Origin of the sequence: Natrinema zhouii (genome assembly GCF_013456555.2) — an archaeon.
Classification (GTDB): domain Archaea; phylum Halobacteriota; class Halobacteria; order Halobacteriales; family Natrialbaceae; genus Natrinema; species Natrinema zhouii.
On sequence record NZ_CP084885.1, the window covers coordinates 193,858 to 210,320 of the forward strand.

Sequence of the window (16,463 nt, forward strand, 5' to 3'; positions counted from 1 at the left end):
TTTCCAACGCTCTCGAACGAACGAATATGGGTTGCACTACAACTCGACGTACTGATCTTCCCACTCTCGTCTATCTTGGATCGCTTGCTCTCCTGCGTCGTTGATCGCGTAGTAGTTCGTCCGTCGGTCGAGTTCCCCCTTCTCGACCAACTCCTTGTTGACAAGCGTGTCGAGGTTTGGGTACAGCCGGCCGTGATTGATCTCGCTCTCATAGTATTCCTCTATCTCCTCCTTGACATCTTGGCCGGATGGGCGGTCGGCACCTGTGATCACGTACAGGAGGTCCCGTTGGAAGCCGGTGAGGTCATCCATCTCACGTGAGTATTCAACGATGCTGCATTTGACTTCTTTTCACAGAGAATTATATGTTTCAGCGCTGTGAAAGTAGAATATTGTGCTCTGTTGGATGTATTTTATACTCAATCAAACGGTGGAAACTGTAGCGGAGGCTGATTCGAGGGTATCATAGAACGATCCGCATGGCGTTCTTTTCACCGAATCTGGAGCGAACTATCCGTTCACTACACGTGCGTACTGATTGATCTGAAGGGTACTGTGGAGAGGAACTTCAGGCCAGTATCTTATTGAAGTTACACACCTGAGGACAGGTATGGTCGGTACAGGTACCCTTATTATCGCAATTACGTTCGTCGTCGCAATGGTGCTGACTTTTGGTATGCTGCTGCGGTTGTTGAAAAACGCTGATGGCCTGTGAACAGTGACTCACCTGTACTGACCGATCACCGGTTCTCGTAGATTGGGTCTTTCCAAATACCACATTCGCGCCCTGTATTTAGCAGTCCTGCCGAAAACTATCACCAATTGAGGGTTTCAACAAGGCCAAAAAACGAGTATCTCTGCCAAGGAGCAACAGATCTAGACAGAGATTTTCTTCATGCAGACCTCAGTAGAGCCCAGATTTTCACAGGTACAATCCTCTTCTTCTATAAACGCCATATCTTTCCAGCTATCATCTTTAGACAGTCCATCCAACACGTCAAGATCACTTTCCGTGATGAACTCACCTACCTCCGCAATAATCCGTTCAGCAAACTCACGGACAGCTTGGACAATCCCCTGATCGATTTTGACAACTATGTTCTTCACCAAATATGCAAACAACCTCAGACCGGCTATTTCACGCATATACCCGAGTACAAAGGTTTTTGCAGGCTTGACCACTGCACGCGACACCTGCCGTACAACACCCCATTTCAAGAATATAATCTGAACCGCTAAACCCGCAACACTGGACAAGAACGCTTCCACTTTCTCAGCGGATTCCTCCTCGTTACTATCAAGATCAGCATGAGCCAGGTCACACGCATTCTCTGCGACCGCAACTGCTGAAGCAACAATCGGAACCATCGTAGAGCCCCACTTCACCAGTCTATTAAACCGGTCTACAATATCGACTGGGAAACCTGCCTGATAACGGTTATTAGCAAGTTGAAGAACATCTTCGATGAACTCTCCGTACTCTTCCACCTGATCAATATCGTCTTCTAACACCTCCACCGGCTCGCTACTGACTTCATTGGCACCGGTCGATTCACAAACTTCTTGAGCAAACTTTTGAGCATCACTCATCGTCTGTTCGGGCGAGTCCGGTTGTCCCGAAAACCATCCCTGAAAGGCTTGAACAGCTTCTGATTGAGCGGTTTCAAACGAGTGATCCAATACTCGAACCCTTGTTTTGATATCCATCTCGGAGACGCTTCGATCCGGATCTATACTCACATATTCCCCGCCTACAGCGTTGCTACCGTCGATAGCCAGTAAAAAATCTCTATCCGGGAGAAGATACCGAGCGTACTTGGTGTCTCCAGGCTCAATCTCTACAACGTCTCCAGACACTCCATCTCTATCGTACTGTTCAAGATTTGTTGTGCAGCTCAACTCGATACCAAGCGGCTCCCAGCAATTTTCGAGCTTGAGTGCGTCTTCAAATTTGCTTCTGCTATTTTCTGGGATTAGAGCAAGGCTCGCTTCCTTGTCGTCCGAAAGGATTGAATCGGAGGTGTCAATCTCGCATTCAAGAACGTGGCATTTGCCGTATCGAATACTGTTGTCTTCCGGTTCAGGAGGTACGATCTCTGTAGTCCAGTGGGGCTGTTCCTCGGTCAATTCTAACGTGCTATGCCATTCATCGACAGTATGTTCCTCGGAAAGCGTGTGGTCTTCTGCCGCCAGCGCTTCTGGTTTGGATGGTCCTTCATTTGATTCTTCTACATCGTTTTCCGCCTCTTCGGATTCATTCCCTGTGGGGGAGTCGTTGTCTTCGAGATTTGTGTCTTGTCCGGAGCAGCCCGCAACTGTTACAATGCTCAGAGAAGATCCGGCTTTGAGAAGGTTTCGTCTGTCTATTTGGATTTCTCCCATTTACCGATAGAAAATCAATCACATGGACAAAAGATTTTCTTCAACTAGAGAATTTCTCCCTATGATCTATTAGAGCTTCAAGTGTGATCTGATGGGCTCGAAGGCTCACATTCAAAATATCCGATAATAAATATATCCCATGGGACGCCTTCTATAACACTCTGTTTTCGAACTCACTCAAATATCAGGTCATTTATGACACTCTTCACGAATGAGAGTAACCAATGAGCGTCCGATTCCTCCATACAGCAGATCTGCATTTAGGAAGCCAACTCAAGACACAGCATCGGCAGGCGACTGAATCGATCAAGACACTCAATTCTGCTATTTACACCGCTATCGAACGGCTGTTCGATACCGCGATCGACGAGGACGTCGACTTCGTGGTCATCGCCGGCGACCTTTACGATGAAGACTCCCGGAGTGTCAAGGCTAATGCATTCTTGAAAGAACAGTTCGATCGGCTTGCGGATCGAGATATCCCTGCGTACGTCACCTACGGGAATCACGACCCAGTCGGCAGTGCAACGACGTATGTCGATCTGCCGGACAACGTCTACGAGTTTGACCACGAGGAACCTGATGAGTTCCACTATCCTAACGAGGATTCGCCAGAAGCTCGGATCTGGGGGCAGTCCTACCGTGATCGCCATGAAAGTCGGTCGATGTACCACCGGTTTACGCCCGCTGACGATCGGATCCCGAACATCGGCGTCCTCCATACAGGCCTGAACCCCGATGGCCGCCGGTACGTGCCAGTCGCACGTAGCGACCTCGAGAGCAAGGACAGTATCCACTACTGGGCGCTCGGACACATCCACGACCCACGAATCTACGAGAACGAACAGCCGGTCGCCTACTCGGGTGTCCCACAGGGTCGCCAAATCACAGAACCAGGGCTCGGCGGTGGCTATCTTGTTGAACTCGATGCTGACGGCGACTACGAGATCGAGTTTGTACCAACGAGTCCAGTCGTCTGGCGAACCGTCGATGTCGACGTAGGGAACGACGACATCGCTTCGATCCCAGACATCGAGCGCCGGATCGAACAAAGGCTTGAGGAGTTTTCAGCGCCGACCGATCTGTTCGATGGCAACACCGTAACCGTTCGCGATCCTGACTGGGGTATTGACGGTTACGTTTGCCGATGGAAACTGACCGGAAACGGGCCGGTTCACGAGACGCTATCGAACGACGAAGAGGCAATCCATGAACTCACTCGACGGCTCAGAGATGGCTTACCATCGCGGCGGCCGTTCGTCTGGACTGAGGCCGTTCGGGATGAGACTGGACCTCCAATCCCATCCATCGACGACCTCTGTGGCAGCGATCGGGTGATCAACGAGTACCTCGAACTCGTCGGCGAACCCGATGGAGAGGAAGCCCGCGACCAATACCGAGACGAAGTCGGCATGGTTTGGGAGGCGGTGAAGGACCACGAAGACGGACGACCGGACGAACTGTCACTCACAGATGATCGACTCGACGACCTCATCGAGCGCGCACAAGAGCGTGTGCTCGAGGAGTTAGCACGTCGGAGGGCAACATAATATGCATCTAAACGAACTCCGAATCGACGATTTCGGCTGTTTCAGAAACGCACGGCTCGACAATCTCGACGACAGTCTTGTCGTCATCGGCGGCCCACAACGAGCCGGAAAGACGACGTTCATGCAGGCACTGCGGCAGTTCCGTGACGGTGTCAGTCAAAGCGACGGCCTCCCACCAGCGACTGACGAGTATCGGATTGACGCCGAGATCACACACGACGGGCAGCAGTACCGATACGTACTAAGTGGGCATTCGTCACCGTCCGTCTCCCCGATTAGTGACGGACCGGAGATTGACATCAACGATATCTTCGGACCCGTCACGGAACGCCAGTACAAGAACCTCTATACGATTAGCCTCGACGAACTTCGGCGGCTCCCACCGGGGATCGACGATTCGGAAGATCTGGCTCGCGTCCTGCTCGGTGGGGCATACGGTGATATCGCTGAAATCCCGGAGATCGAGGAGTCGTTCAACGATCAAGCCCATACAATTGGACTCTCGAAGGGGAATCCCAACACCAAAACGTCCCGACTCAACGACCCATACCAGACGATTCGAGAGGGGATCGAAGCCCGAAAAGAGGCGAGTCAGCAGGTCAATGAGTACAGATCAGTAACGGAGAAACTCGAAGACAAACGCACTGAACAAGCCGAAATCGATGAGAAAATTGCTCACAGACAGCAAACACGTGATCGGCTGAACGTTCTCAAGGAACTTTTCGATCCGCTTCAGCAACTTGAGACGCTGAACGCACGGCTCGAAGATGTCGATCTCGATGCGATCGACGAATTCCCGACTCACCTGACTGATCGACTCGAACACTTCGAGGAAGAATTCGAGACGGCCACAGCAGACTTCGCTGAAGCACGTCAGGAGTTCGATCAGGAAGCCACGATCGATACGACCGACGACTATGACGACTGGCTCCTCGAACACGAGACGGAAATCGACGCCCAAACGAATGATCGGAAGTTGTTGGCTAAGACTGCCGAGGAACTCACCAAGCGTGAAGAGGATCTCGAGACGAAAAAGCAGGATATCAAGCGTAAAATATCGTCCTTACACTCCAAATGGGACGGTTCGTTCACCCACATCGACGAGATAGAAACCAGCACTGTCGATACAGCGCGAGTTGCTGATCTTGCGTCGACGATTGGGGGGCTTCAGAGTGAACGTTCTGAGTTAAAGACCTCCATCGAATCAGCGCGGACGCGAAAGCAGGAATTCGAGTCAGAACTCGAGGAGATGGAGGAAGAACACGAGGAAACCAGAGAGATCACCGTTCCGAAGCGAAAGCCAGCGATCGTCGCAGGAATCGCGCTTGCTGTCGGGACGGGCGTCGGATTTGTGGCCACACCTATCGCTGGCGGGATCGTTGGACTCGTCGTCCTCGCAGTCGGTCTCTATGCAATTGATTCGACGGTGACTGTCGAAACGACTGTCGATGCTGATCCGTATCGTGAAGTCAAAGGCCAGGTAACGACGCTCAAAGGCGATATTCAGGCGGATTCGGAGCGACTTGCAGAACTCGACGACGAGCTCGAAGATACGCAGGCGGAGTTCACTGAACTCGTTACAGAGTTGGGTCTTCCGGAATCGCTCCCGGTAAGCGAGCTTCCCGAGTTTTACGAGCAGATTGTCGAACTCGACGACGAAATCGCAGCTTATCGCGAGAAGCGGACCGAATGGGAAGAAGACAAAGAGCAATTCGCCGCCGACCTCGAAGAAGTCGCGACACTGCTCGAGGATATGACCGACGTTTCATGGGCAACTGAAGAGCCGCTGAAAGATGCCGACAAAGTGTTGGATACGCTCGAAACGGTTGCCACCGATCTCGAACTGGCACGGGATGTTCGACGTACCGAACGCGAGCGCACTGAGTGTCTCGAGGACATCGATGCCGTTCTGACCGAATGGGATGAAGACCGGTCGGTCGGCCTGGCTACTGATGACGAGGAAATTCTCCAGCACATCCAGGCGTTCAATGACGAGGCCGAGCGGATCAACGAACTCGAGGATACAGTCGAGGAACGTGACCAAGTCGAAACGCAAGTTATCACTCGGCTCGAGAACGAGTCGGCCCGAGATGCGTTTGAGCCGCTTCGAGAGGACGACGAGCCGTGGATCGATGTCGTTCGCAACGCTGCTACGAAGTATGCTGACACTGACGCGATTGCAGACGAGATTCGCGAGCAAAACACGCAGATAAAAGAATTGAAAGAGCGACGCAGTGAGCTACGAGAAGCCTGTATCGAACTCAAGCAGCGACAGGACGACTTAGCCTCCGAAGATGACCTCCAAGAGGCCCGCGCCCAGATCGACGGGGGTCGAGTCGAATTCGAACGCCTCGGCGAAGCATATGCGATTAACCGGATTGCCGAGACGATGGTCAGACAGCTTCACGAACGATTGATGGAAGACGTTGTCCACTCGCTCGTCGACGACGCAAGTACGATTTTCAGCGAGATCACACAGGAGTACGAAGGCATTGAACTGGAGGGCGATGTCCAGAATCTCGAGTTCCGGGCCCTTCGAGACGAGAAGCCTGCCCACGGCATTGGAGAACTGAGTCGGGCGACTGCCGAACAACTCTTCCTTGCTGTTCGGCTGGCACGGATTCGACAAACCGACGTGTCGCTCCCCGTCGTTCTGGATGATGCTGCTACCAACTTCGATCCAAACCACATGAGTCGCGTATTCGATGTCGTCGACGAGCTAACAGCGACGAATCAGGTGTTCTTCCTCACGTGTCATCCACAGTGCGTCCGAATCACGGCATCTAACGACTGCGCTGCACAGTACTGGTCGCTCAACAGCGGGCAGTTTACCCAGCGTGAAACTGCAGATACACTCGAGCAGCAACTTTCCGCTGACTAGCAAGTTATCCTCCTTCTTGTCGAGAAGGAACATCCTTCGGCATGCCGTGCAATATCTCTTAAATAGAATAATTGTACGTCATCGCGCTCGGGTACAGCCTCTCAGATCCAACATCAACGAAGCAGTGGTGTCATTAACCAACGGAGTACCGTGTTCTTCATCGGGCGTTGGTTAAGGGTGTTGAAAAGGATGATAATACTCATCTTCCAGAACGGTACTGTTCGGAGTCGCATTTCTCGATCAAATTATTTGAGGGCGTTCTTGCTAACCCAGAATAGAAAGCACGATTTCCAAAATCGGGAGTTCTATTGTAAGGAGATGCGACTAGGTGTATGGAGCAATTCGTTGATCGGGAAGTGAACTCGATCAACTCACGGACTGCTACGAGTCCGAGACGGCAGACTTCGTTGTGGTCTACGGACGATGTCGTCTGGGGAAAAGCGAACTGGTCCGTCAGCCCATTTCTGATCGGGATGATGTTCTCTACTATCAATCAGTCGAGTCATCGAACAAAACCAGCTCGAGCAGTTCGTGGACACAGCGACTGCACAGTTCCCCTCGCTGCGAAACGTTCGTCGGGACTAGGAAGCACTCCTCGAAGCACTCGGTGACCAGGACGCTGTTGTCGTCAGCCACCGACGCAACAGTGTAGCCACTCACAAGGCGGCGTCCCCAGTCAGTGACTACCGGTGGCACCGGTCGTCAGGTGGCCGGTTTGTGGGGACGGCCTGACGCACCGCGAGGGCCGTCCACGCAGCCCTACTTTCGGGACCTTGCTGTGGAGCGTTGTCGTACTCGGTCTCTAGGACGGATCAACACGTTACTCAACCCTGGCTCCTGTGACCATTGTCTACCCAATATACTTTTGATGGCAGACTGAGAAGTCCGGAAATAGAACGAGACCCCACAATGGCGGAGCTTCCAGACTCATTGTCAGCGACAGAAACCTACTGTATCGAAGCCCTCCTCGAGGCAAAACCGTTCGACGAGATCAACGGAACCCAACGTGCCTTTTTCGAACAGGGCGGCCTTGAGGAGTCGAATACACTCTTGGCCGCTGAGACTGGCAACGGCAAAACGTTCTGTGCTGAGGCTGTCGTCAAACGGGCGCTCGAGCGAGGACAGACCGTCGGCTATCTCGTCCCGAGCGTTCAGCTGACGAACGGAAAGTACAGCAGTCTCAACAAGTGGATCGATACAGACCGATATACGCTGACAAACGCGACGTGGGGCGATGAAGCCGGCTACCAGTATGCCGATGTGATCGTCGCGACGTTTGATTCGCACTTCGAAGCTGCAATCCGTGGTGTTGATTCACGGATCGACGTCCTCGTCTATGACGATTTCCACGAATTGTACTCAGATTTTCGGGGGCCAACCATCGAGAAAAGTCTCGCGATGGCCATGGATCGGGATGTCGAAATCTGTGCGATGTCGGCGACGATCGGCAACCCCGACGAAATCGCCCAATGGCTGGATGCCGAATTAATCATCAGCCCTGAAGACCGTGGTGTGCCCATCGTCGAGCGACCACTCGAGAAGAGTGGGAACAAAACCTACGGCGAATTCATCGCCGACCACATGGCCAAGCGGGCCGATGAAGCGCCGTTTATGATCTTTAACTTCACGACGGATCACACTCGCTCGCGAGCGGTCCAGATTGCCTCTCATTCAGGTTTCAAACGTCCGGAGACCAACTACCGGGAGAAAATCGGGAATGCGATTGACACGACGCTGACAGACACACATCAGGATCTGATCAAGTGTCTGGAACAGGGCGTCGGGTTTCACTATTCGGCACTCGAGAACGACATCAAACAGATCGTAGAAAAGGGTATCAAAAACGGTGAAATTCAGGCAATTTCGTGTACCACGACGCTCGCCTACGGCTTTGACAGTCCCGTCCAGGCAGTGATCGTTGCCGATCTCACCCGGTTTGGGAACTTCGTTGGGCGGTGGGAGTATATCCAGTGGATCGGACGTGCTGGGCGTGACTCTGAGATGGAGGAAGCCTACGCCTACCCGATTTACAGTCGCGAAGACGCTGCTGATGTCTTCCAGTTCGATACCCCGGTTGAGGAAAAGTCACTCGAGTCGATCGGCTCGCATTTCGGCCATCCGAAAGGCTTGGACTCAGACGCTGACTATACGACGAATCTCGAGAGTGCAAAGACGAACCTCGAATGGCTTCTGATCGAGTTAGTCCAGAACGGGTGGGACTCCGTCGACGCTCTGGTCGGGTTTGTCTCGTCGACCTTGTACGGCCACTACACGCTCCGGGACCGACTCACGCTTGGGGAGAACCCGATGATCGGCAGCGAAGTACAGGGCGGTCGTGACGAAATCGCCGACCGGGTTCGTGACGTACTCACCGAACTCGTCGAGAATGGCTTCATCGAGATGGTCTCAGAGTCGATGCTTGCAACCACCGATCTTGGGACAGCTGCGTTCGAGTACGATCACGCAACACGAATTGACTGTCCGCCCGTCGCCATCAAATCGTTGGTCGAAACACTGGAAGCGACTGCCCCAACTGATCCAGAGACAATCGTCGCTGAATTGGCCGAGATGTTCTACCAGTGTAATCTCGGCGAGACGGTTACTGACGATGAGAGTCCAGAGTTTCTCGAACTCCTCGAGCGCCATGATCTGGGAACCGATGAGGCCGGCGTCACAGCAGGTGTGATGTGTTGGCTCTGGGCCGAAGGGATCGACGTCGAACTAATTCAGTTAACACTCGATATCGATGTTTCACACGTCTCGCGGACCGGGAGTCAATTGGCAGAGGCGATTCGACCGCTTGCCGAACTGTACACAGCAACGTCGCATACGCCACCACAGTGGCTAGAGACGATGGCCCGACAGATGGATGCCGGCATCACTGCTGAAGACCTCCATCTTACGAGTTTCCAGGGCATTGCTCGAGGGCGAGTAATCATCCTCGACGATCGAATCCGAAACGCCTGGCAAAACTTTGGTGAGGGGACCGATACTATCGATTTGTCACATCCGACGATCGAGAAGTTAGCGGTCCAGTATGAAAACTCAGTTCGCTTCGAACAACGGCTTATCAGCAACGCCGAGGGTATCGGTTCACAAACCGCTCCAACAGTCGTCCAAGCAATCGAAGACTGGATCGGTGGCGATACAACGGTGCCAGCCCGACCGCCGTTCACCGCATCTGGACGGGAGTTCCTCGAAGCGTTCGGCGGCGAAAAACAAACTCGTACAGATGGAAGTGACTCAACGACAGCTATCGAACGGGGACAGACCTCGATTGGCTCGGAGCCACGACCGACGTCACTTGATGATTTCTGAGACGGTCTTTTATCCTGCTGTCACCAAGCCTTACTTGGTTTCTTCAGAGAACGTGATTGGCTGGATGGAGAATTTCGACCGCGTACTCATTGACAGTCTCGATGAAGAGGGGGGTCTTCGAGGAAAGAATAGGTACTTGGTATAGGTGGTACCACGGGCCAAGAGCGTACATAGGACTCCCGGTGATGTATTGATATCACTAGAAGAAGTAGAAGAGAAGGCAAGCATGCCGTGTCCAAAGTGCTTCCCGGAATCGGACGAGGCAGAGAGGTTCGTCGTGACGGATATACCGGGAGGAGGCACACGGTCTGAACCAAAAGACCCTGGCAGGGAGGGTGACCGATAGGTGAATCATGGACAGAAAAACCATCAAAGAGGCGTTAGAAGCAGAGGCCAACGAACGAATCGAGTGCCCGGTTTGCGGTGATGAGATTCCTGCTTTCGAACTGGCTACTGACCACGCCCATTCGAAGGAACTCCTGAAACTATCCTGAGGCTTCTAAATCGTCCATGATCTGTGGGTCCAAACGACGACTCTTACGGTGAAGGTAGTGGCAAACTGCGAGAAACCATCTTTCGATATGGTTCCGAGAAGGATACGAGAAGACAGGCGAATGGGAAGGACACGACGTGGTGGAATGGACTGGAAAGGAATTGTATGAGTATTGGGAGTGGGACGACTGCTATTGTTCTCCTGACCAATAGTCTTATTGTATTGGTCGATGTACCAATGGGCGAGGATGGCCTCACTGACCGACGACGACCTCGATGGCGTGAGCGAAGGGAGGAAGTACTCCAACGGGACCGTCGTCCGTGTGTTTTGCATGCGGACAGACCGCGACGCGTACCCGTCTGGGTGGGCCTACAAGCTCCACTACGGCGCGACGGAGCCGGATCCACCCCGCACACTTGACGATGGGACGATTCGTCGGTACGACAATTCGCACGAGGACACGAAAGGGCACGAACTGCACGTCGCACCGGACCCCGACCCAGACATAATCACGTTCCCCGGAATGGTCGAACTCTGGGAACGATTCTGGATCGAGATCCCGAAATCCGAGTTCGAGGTCAAGTGAAGCCATCACACCACGGTGATTCCCATGAACGATACTACGCCGCCGCTGCATCCGATGGAGCGCGAACAGCTTCGGGCCGAATCAACCCTCGTCGTGACCGTAAAGTCGTCCAGTGAGTTCCACGATGATGTTACCGACGGTATCGAGGCGCTTGAGCGGGGCGATTCGGTGGATTCCACGCCGATGCTCTCGTTTACCAGCTACGACGACCTCATGGAGACACTGACGCCGCGCGTCCTCGATCTCATCGAGGCCATCCGCCGGGAAGAGCCAGCCAGCATCAACGAGACCGCACGGGTCGTTGACCGGGATGTGAAGAATGTCCACGAGGAACTCAGTCGGCTCGCCCAGCTGGGCATCATCTTCTTCGAGGAAGACGGCCAGAGTAAGCGCCCAGTCGTCTGGTTCGACGAACTCGTCATCAACCTCCCCTTCGATCCAGAGACTGGCGACACGGCAGCTGCCGCACCGTAGTTCCGACTGGTGGTGTGTTAATCGATAGGGAGCTCGGAGGTCGGTTGGCTATTGACGTTGGAACGAACTCCGAGCGGCGGGTGTCTATGGATGTCTCAGAGACAACCAGTGAGCGAGAACAGTGACACTGGAGACGCTTACGAACTTGACGACTCGTAGCTGAGCCGAAGCCGCACTCCTTTTATCGTCTCACCTATCTTTGCCCCTATGCGAACTATGCCTCTTCCTAAACTACTGTCGTAGCCAGCGCGTGGGCGCGAGGCTATCGAGATGGCAATTGTTGAGATGGGTGCTCGTATTTCGTGTGGTCAAGGTGGATTTCCTCGTTCGAAGGGGTGGTGTGGTCGTTCATGGGAGGCGTTCTGAGTGACTGTTTGAGATTTCGGTTTGGATGGTACTCTCCCTTCACTCATTCTTTACTCTCCTTTTGTCATACATACATAAAGTGGAAGTGTTTCACCCAGAAAATCACATAGAGAATCATGTCATTTGCGGTAACTCCTACACCTGTACTGAACGGTAACTACAGATGCGAATTGATCGCCGAGGTTCCTACCAGTTTCAGATGTTGTCCGGTGAGTCATGTAGAATACAAGTCGAGAATGAGTCACTGGTCAATCACTGTCTGATGAGGATTGGGATTAGTAGTATGACTGTGATCATATGGAACGCGAAAATCACTTCTGAGCCATCAAGCGTCTATGATAGAGTTCAGATCTTCAAACAATGCCTCAAATCGGTCCAGTGTATCTTCTGCTATTTCCTCCTTGAACTTATCCCGATTCTTTTGGAAGTGCTTGGCCGGTTTATTGTGTTCAAACACACTTCCATTAATCTGCTTCTCTTCGAAGAACCATTCTAAACGACGTGCTATTCTCGGGTTCTGATTCTGAATATGGGAAAGATCTACTTCATCAGGAGCGTTTTGAGCCATTCTGAGCTCAGGCAAATAGGCATCATTAACGAGAGAGATGTAGAATTCTTCTGAGAACATATCTTCCGTATCAGCGTTGCTATTCGCTGTGTACTCAGTGATTAGTTTGACGTTGTCAAGATCAAGTTGTCCACGGCTCTCGATGTTCTCGAGACGTTGCTGTATCCTAGTGTCGTCATCAAGCAGGACGCCGATATCCAAGTCATTAGCTCCAAACATGGAAACGAAGGTTGGCACATTATCCGCTCCATCAACTGGCACTGGTGTCCATTGGTGACTGAGGGATGTTCTCTCTTGCTCGTCAAGTATTTCCGACATGAGCTGCAGATAGATCATATCCGACTTTCCTTCGACTAACAGGACTTGTGGTCCGATCAGCAGTGTTTGAATTAGGTCGTAACCCAGAGCGGCCTGTAATGGGAAGATGGTGTCGCTGTCAGTTCCAAGGATATCCTCAGAAATCTTCGTACCTTCCCCTTGTTGGTACTGGACGAGTCTTGCTCGGTCCATGTTTCGAGGTTCCAGCATGAAAGGTGAGTGTGTGGTATAGATTACAGAGTGTACCGGTGCTAAGCGCTCGTTGATGAACCGAAGGAAATCATTCTGAGCCTTTGCATGTAGGTTAAGACCGGGTTCATCGAGGAGCAGAATAAGATCGTCGCTATCATCTTTCATATCAGAAAAGTATGCAAGAAATGAGAAGAACCAGATGAAGCCCTTTGAACGCTTGTCGAATGGCAGTGTAACCCTGTCCCGTTCGCTGCGTATCCTAACATAGAGAACATAATTTTGCTTGTTCTGCTGGTTGTTTTGCTCTTGAATATCTCTATCAAATTCAACTTGTAGATCGTCGCTTTGACTCCAATACTCGAATACTTGGTCTGTAATGTAGTTTGCCGCAGCTTCGAGTTCTGCCTTTCTGCTTTCGTATCTACTAATATTTCTTATATCATTTATATCCAATTCTGCGACCGAGAGTAAAGATAAGAAGGTTTGGTCTGATTCCGATAAGTTGTTTTTATTTTGTTTTCGACGGATCTTATCAATGTTGATATCCCCTTCCATAATCGAGTAGTCATCGAAGTAGAGGAAGGAAGGCACAGAATCTTTTAAATAATCTGTCCCAATTCGCTTGTCAAACCCCTCTTTGAGGATATCCTGTACTTCAGACACAATGTCACTGATTGAGTCATCAGAAGATGTAGACTCCTGTACTTTGGTTTCTAGGTCTTCGAATGATTCGGCTTTCTGTAGTTTAGCCTCTGTTTTATTGTGGAACTCGAACTGGTTTACAAGGTATTCTACGGCCTCACTTTCGTTAATATCGAATCTCCACGTTGTCTCGTTTTTATAATTCTTTGTTAGAACCGCAGTTGATGATTCTAAGATATTATCGGTGAATTGTTCCTGAATAGGTATGATTTCTTTCTTTGATAGTTCAAATTTAGCACTGGCTACTGGGTCAGGATCCTGGTCGTGGCGCTGCTTATATTGGGTGAGTCGGGTTCGTGGGTATTCCTCAACGTGATCGTATTGGCCCGTGTTATCGACCGGATTGAGCCTATGGATGGCTTCGAGAAATGCTGTTTTTCCGGATTCGTTTTTGCCGACGAAGCAGGTGACTTGGTCGAAGTCCACCCATTCGGAGTCCTCGATACTCTTGTAGTTTTGAACCCGGAGTTGCTGCAGTTCCATGAAACTATTAGATGTTGTAGATGATGGTGTATAAATGATGTGTACATCTAAGACTGTGGTCTTGTTGGATACATTCTCTGCCCAGCACGCCATTTTTGACAACTATCGGAGAGATAGATGGCCGCTCCGGTAACGTCTTCGTCTGTACTGAACGGCACTACATATGCGAACCTAACGCAATTGTTTCCATCAGCTAATAGAGGTCTTTGAGAAGCTGTGCTGAATAGACAGCACAAGTGTACAAATAGTGGGTTGAAATCTACCCTATTATACTCTTTTATGGGCTGTGTTGAATCACTAGACGGCGACGGAATGGTTCGCTAAATCGAAGGTCTTGAAGCGGGAGGCTTCAGTTGTTCATGTCCCAAATCTCCCGCTTCATTGGGCCAGTTGTGCCGATTGCTCAAAACGTTACTGGCGATGGAGACGAATCCGCCGCCCCAAAAGGTGGCGGCGGATTCACCGACTATGCTCTCGTTTCCCTGCATTGTCTGCGGATTTACCTTTCGTGAGGGGCGAACAACGCCACAATCGCGTCGAACTGAGCAGTCACTCGAGCGGTCTCGTCTCTGCCTTCTCTGTTGCTGTGGGTGTGGTCCGACTGGACGGCTTTGTAATGCTCTCTGAGCCGTGCCAGCGGTGGCGCGCGATGAATGCGCGCTTCAGCGCGCAGAACGTGCGAGGGACGAGCGATGCGACCACAGGGAGCGAAGCGAGGAGGCTGGGGAGGCGCGAGCGAAGCGAGCGTGTGGTCGGACACACAAAAAAGAGAGCTGGTTCGCCTACTCCTGGGTCCACCACCGCCCGCGTTCTGGGAACTCGAGGCGGCTCCAGCCGGTCACAGCCAGGCTGCATCGCTCGTTGTGCCAGTTCTTCGCCGCGTTCCTGATCCGCACCGTCTCTCCCTCACTCACTGTTGTCTGGTAGGAGTTCTCCCAGATCGTGAACTTCATCTTCTCGGTCTCATCCGCGATCAGCCCAACCTGGCTGATCGACGGCTGCGAGGGCTCCCACAGTTTGATGATCTCGCCTTCCACGTCCACTTCGCCTGCCTCCACCTCCGGCACGTCTGCGATGTCTACGATCGTTCCCGACTCCGCTTTCACTTCGTCCATCTCCTCGAGGGTTGCGTCGATCATCGACGTCCCGTCCGCCACCTTCTCCGCCAGTCCACGGCTCACTGCCGCCCGGCTTGGACCCCCACGCACCGTCTCTGTGATTCGCACCGATTGTTTGTTGACCGCCGCCAACTGCTCTTGCTCCAGCTCCGAACGGGGGTCCACCCGTTCAACCCGCCGCTCTCGACGCTGCTCGACCACAACTTCTCGCGTCCGCTTCTCTCGCCCCTCTTGCCGTCCAAACGTCGCCTTTGCGCTGATCAACTCGAGCTCCTCCTCTCGAGCCCGAATTCGCTCTTCCTGTGCCAGTGGCAGGTGACCGAACTCGTTCTCTTCGCGTCCAACCACTGTCTCCGGGTGGTTCGTCTCGACTTTCGTATTGACCTCCTGATCAACCGACGCCGCGAACTCCGGCGTTTCGTCCACGATGTCCTCCGCGAACGAATCTTCCACGTCGACGCCCACGTCCGTCTTCTCCGCAGCCGCCTCTTGGTTGACACTCGATTCATCCGAAGCTTTATCATCTCGGAAGTTCGTAGAACTCATTGCTTAACCTCGAAGGCGCTACCCACCGCGTCTTCACCTCAACTCTTCTGAGTCCCAACTGTGTTCATCTCCTGCAACCGCTCTCGCTCGCGCCTTCAGGTCCCCTGAGGCGCGAGTAGAGCGGGACACTATCCCCACCAGCCAGCACCGCGCGCCGGGAGTGACCGGAGCGAGCGGCCAGCGCATTCCCCGTTCGCCGCGACGCAACGACGTCCGTCGCGGTCGGCTTTGCCGAGGTCCGCAGGACCCGGACGGGTGAAGCGCTGGCGTCGAAACCAGAGCCCGGCAGCACAGCGACCACCGGGAGCGAGCAGCCCGGAATGGTCGGTCGCGAGCGACGCGGAGGGAGGGAAGGCGAGCGGGGCGTGCCGTCTCGTTCACACCAGTCGAGGGGTAGCTACAGCATCCCCACCTTCAGCTCAGCCTGGTGGGCTTCGAAAGGGCGAGGTCGACTCGGTCGTCCCCCGCCGACGCAAGCACCGCAAC

Annotated in this window: 9 protein-coding genes and 2 pseudogenes; 7 read left to right on the forward strand and 4 right to left on the reverse strand. The window is 52.8% G+C overall.

Translation table 11 applies throughout. The features are described from left to right. Positions 1–36: 36 nt before the first annotated feature. Positions 37–312: a PadR family transcriptional regulator gene (locus HYG81_RS45205; RefSeq protein WP_226778780.1), complete on the reverse strand. Its 276-nt coding sequence runs from the start codon at positions 310–312 to the stop codon at positions 37–39. A gap of 564 nt (positions 313–876) precedes the next feature. Continuing rightward, positions 877–2,382: a hypothetical protein gene (locus HYG81_RS45210; protein ID WP_226778781.1), complete on the reverse strand. Its 1,506-nt coding sequence runs from the start codon at positions 2,380–2,382 to the stop codon at positions 877–879. Positions 2,383–2,606: 224 nt separating this feature from the next. Here HYG81_RS45210 and HYG81_RS45215 point away from each other — a divergent pair, with 224 nt between their 5' ends. The 6 genes and pseudogenes from HYG81_RS45215 to HYG81_RS45240 all read left to right on the forward strand — a co-directional run bounded on the left by HYG81_RS45215 (position 2,607) and on the right by HYG81_RS45240 (position 11,684). Further along, a complete protein-coding gene (locus HYG81_RS45215; RefSeq protein ID WP_226778782.1) occupies positions 2,607–3,932 on the forward strand; it encodes a metallophosphoesterase family protein in 1,326 nt (441 codons plus the stop codon). Position 3,933: 1 nt separating this feature from the next. Beyond that, entirely contained in the window at positions 3,934–6,813 is a 2,880-nt protein-coding gene (locus tag HYG81_RS45220) for an AAA family ATPase (RefSeq protein WP_226778783.1), read from the forward strand. A 332-nt stretch (positions 6,814–7,145) separates the two neighbouring features. After that, a pseudogene (locus HYG81_RS45225) lies at positions 7,146–7,395 on the forward strand (ATP-binding protein); the annotation flags it as partial. Positions 7,396–7,722: 327 nt separating this feature from the next. Beyond that, the gene (locus HYG81_RS45230; protein ID WP_226778784.1) at positions 7,723–10,131 is read left to right on the forward strand and encodes a DEAD/DEAH box helicase; all 2,409 of its coding nucleotides are present in this window, start codon (positions 7,723–7,725) and stop codon (positions 10,129–10,131) included. Between the two features lie 740 nt (positions 10,132–10,871). Further along, positions 10,872–11,210, forward strand: a complete 339-nt coding sequence (locus HYG81_RS45235) for a toxin-antitoxin system TumE family protein (RefSeq protein WP_226778785.1) — start codon at positions 10,872–10,874, stop codon at positions 11,208–11,210. A 24-nt stretch (positions 11,211–11,234) separates the two neighbouring features. After that, on the forward strand, positions 11,235–11,684 hold the full coding sequence (locus tag HYG81_RS45240; protein WP_226778786.1) for an HVO_A0114 family putative DNA-binding protein: 450 nt from the start codon (positions 11,235–11,237) through the stop codon (positions 11,682–11,684). Between the two features lie 691 nt (positions 11,685–12,375). Here the strand turns inward: HYG81_RS45240 and HYG81_RS45245 are convergent. Continuing rightward, on the reverse strand, positions 12,376–14,313 hold the full coding sequence (locus HYG81_RS45245) for an AAA family ATPase (protein WP_226778787.1): 1,938 nt from the start codon (positions 14,311–14,313) through the stop codon (positions 12,376–12,378). A 359-nt stretch (positions 14,314–14,672) separates the two neighbouring features. Between HYG81_RS45245 and HYG81_RS45250 the strand changes: the two are divergent. After that, positions 14,673–14,819 (forward strand): annotated as a pseudogene (locus HYG81_RS45250) (IS5/IS1182 family transposase); the annotation flags it as partial. 276 nt (positions 14,820–15,095) lie between these two features. Here HYG81_RS45250 and HYG81_RS45255 read toward each other — a convergent pair. Then, positions 15,096–15,977 carry a DNA-binding protein gene (locus HYG81_RS45255; RefSeq protein WP_226778788.1) on the reverse strand — a complete coding sequence of 294 codons (882 nt, stop codon included), beginning with the start codon at positions 15,975–15,977 and terminating at the stop codon, positions 15,096–15,098. Positions 15,978–16,463 lie beyond the last annotated feature (486 nt).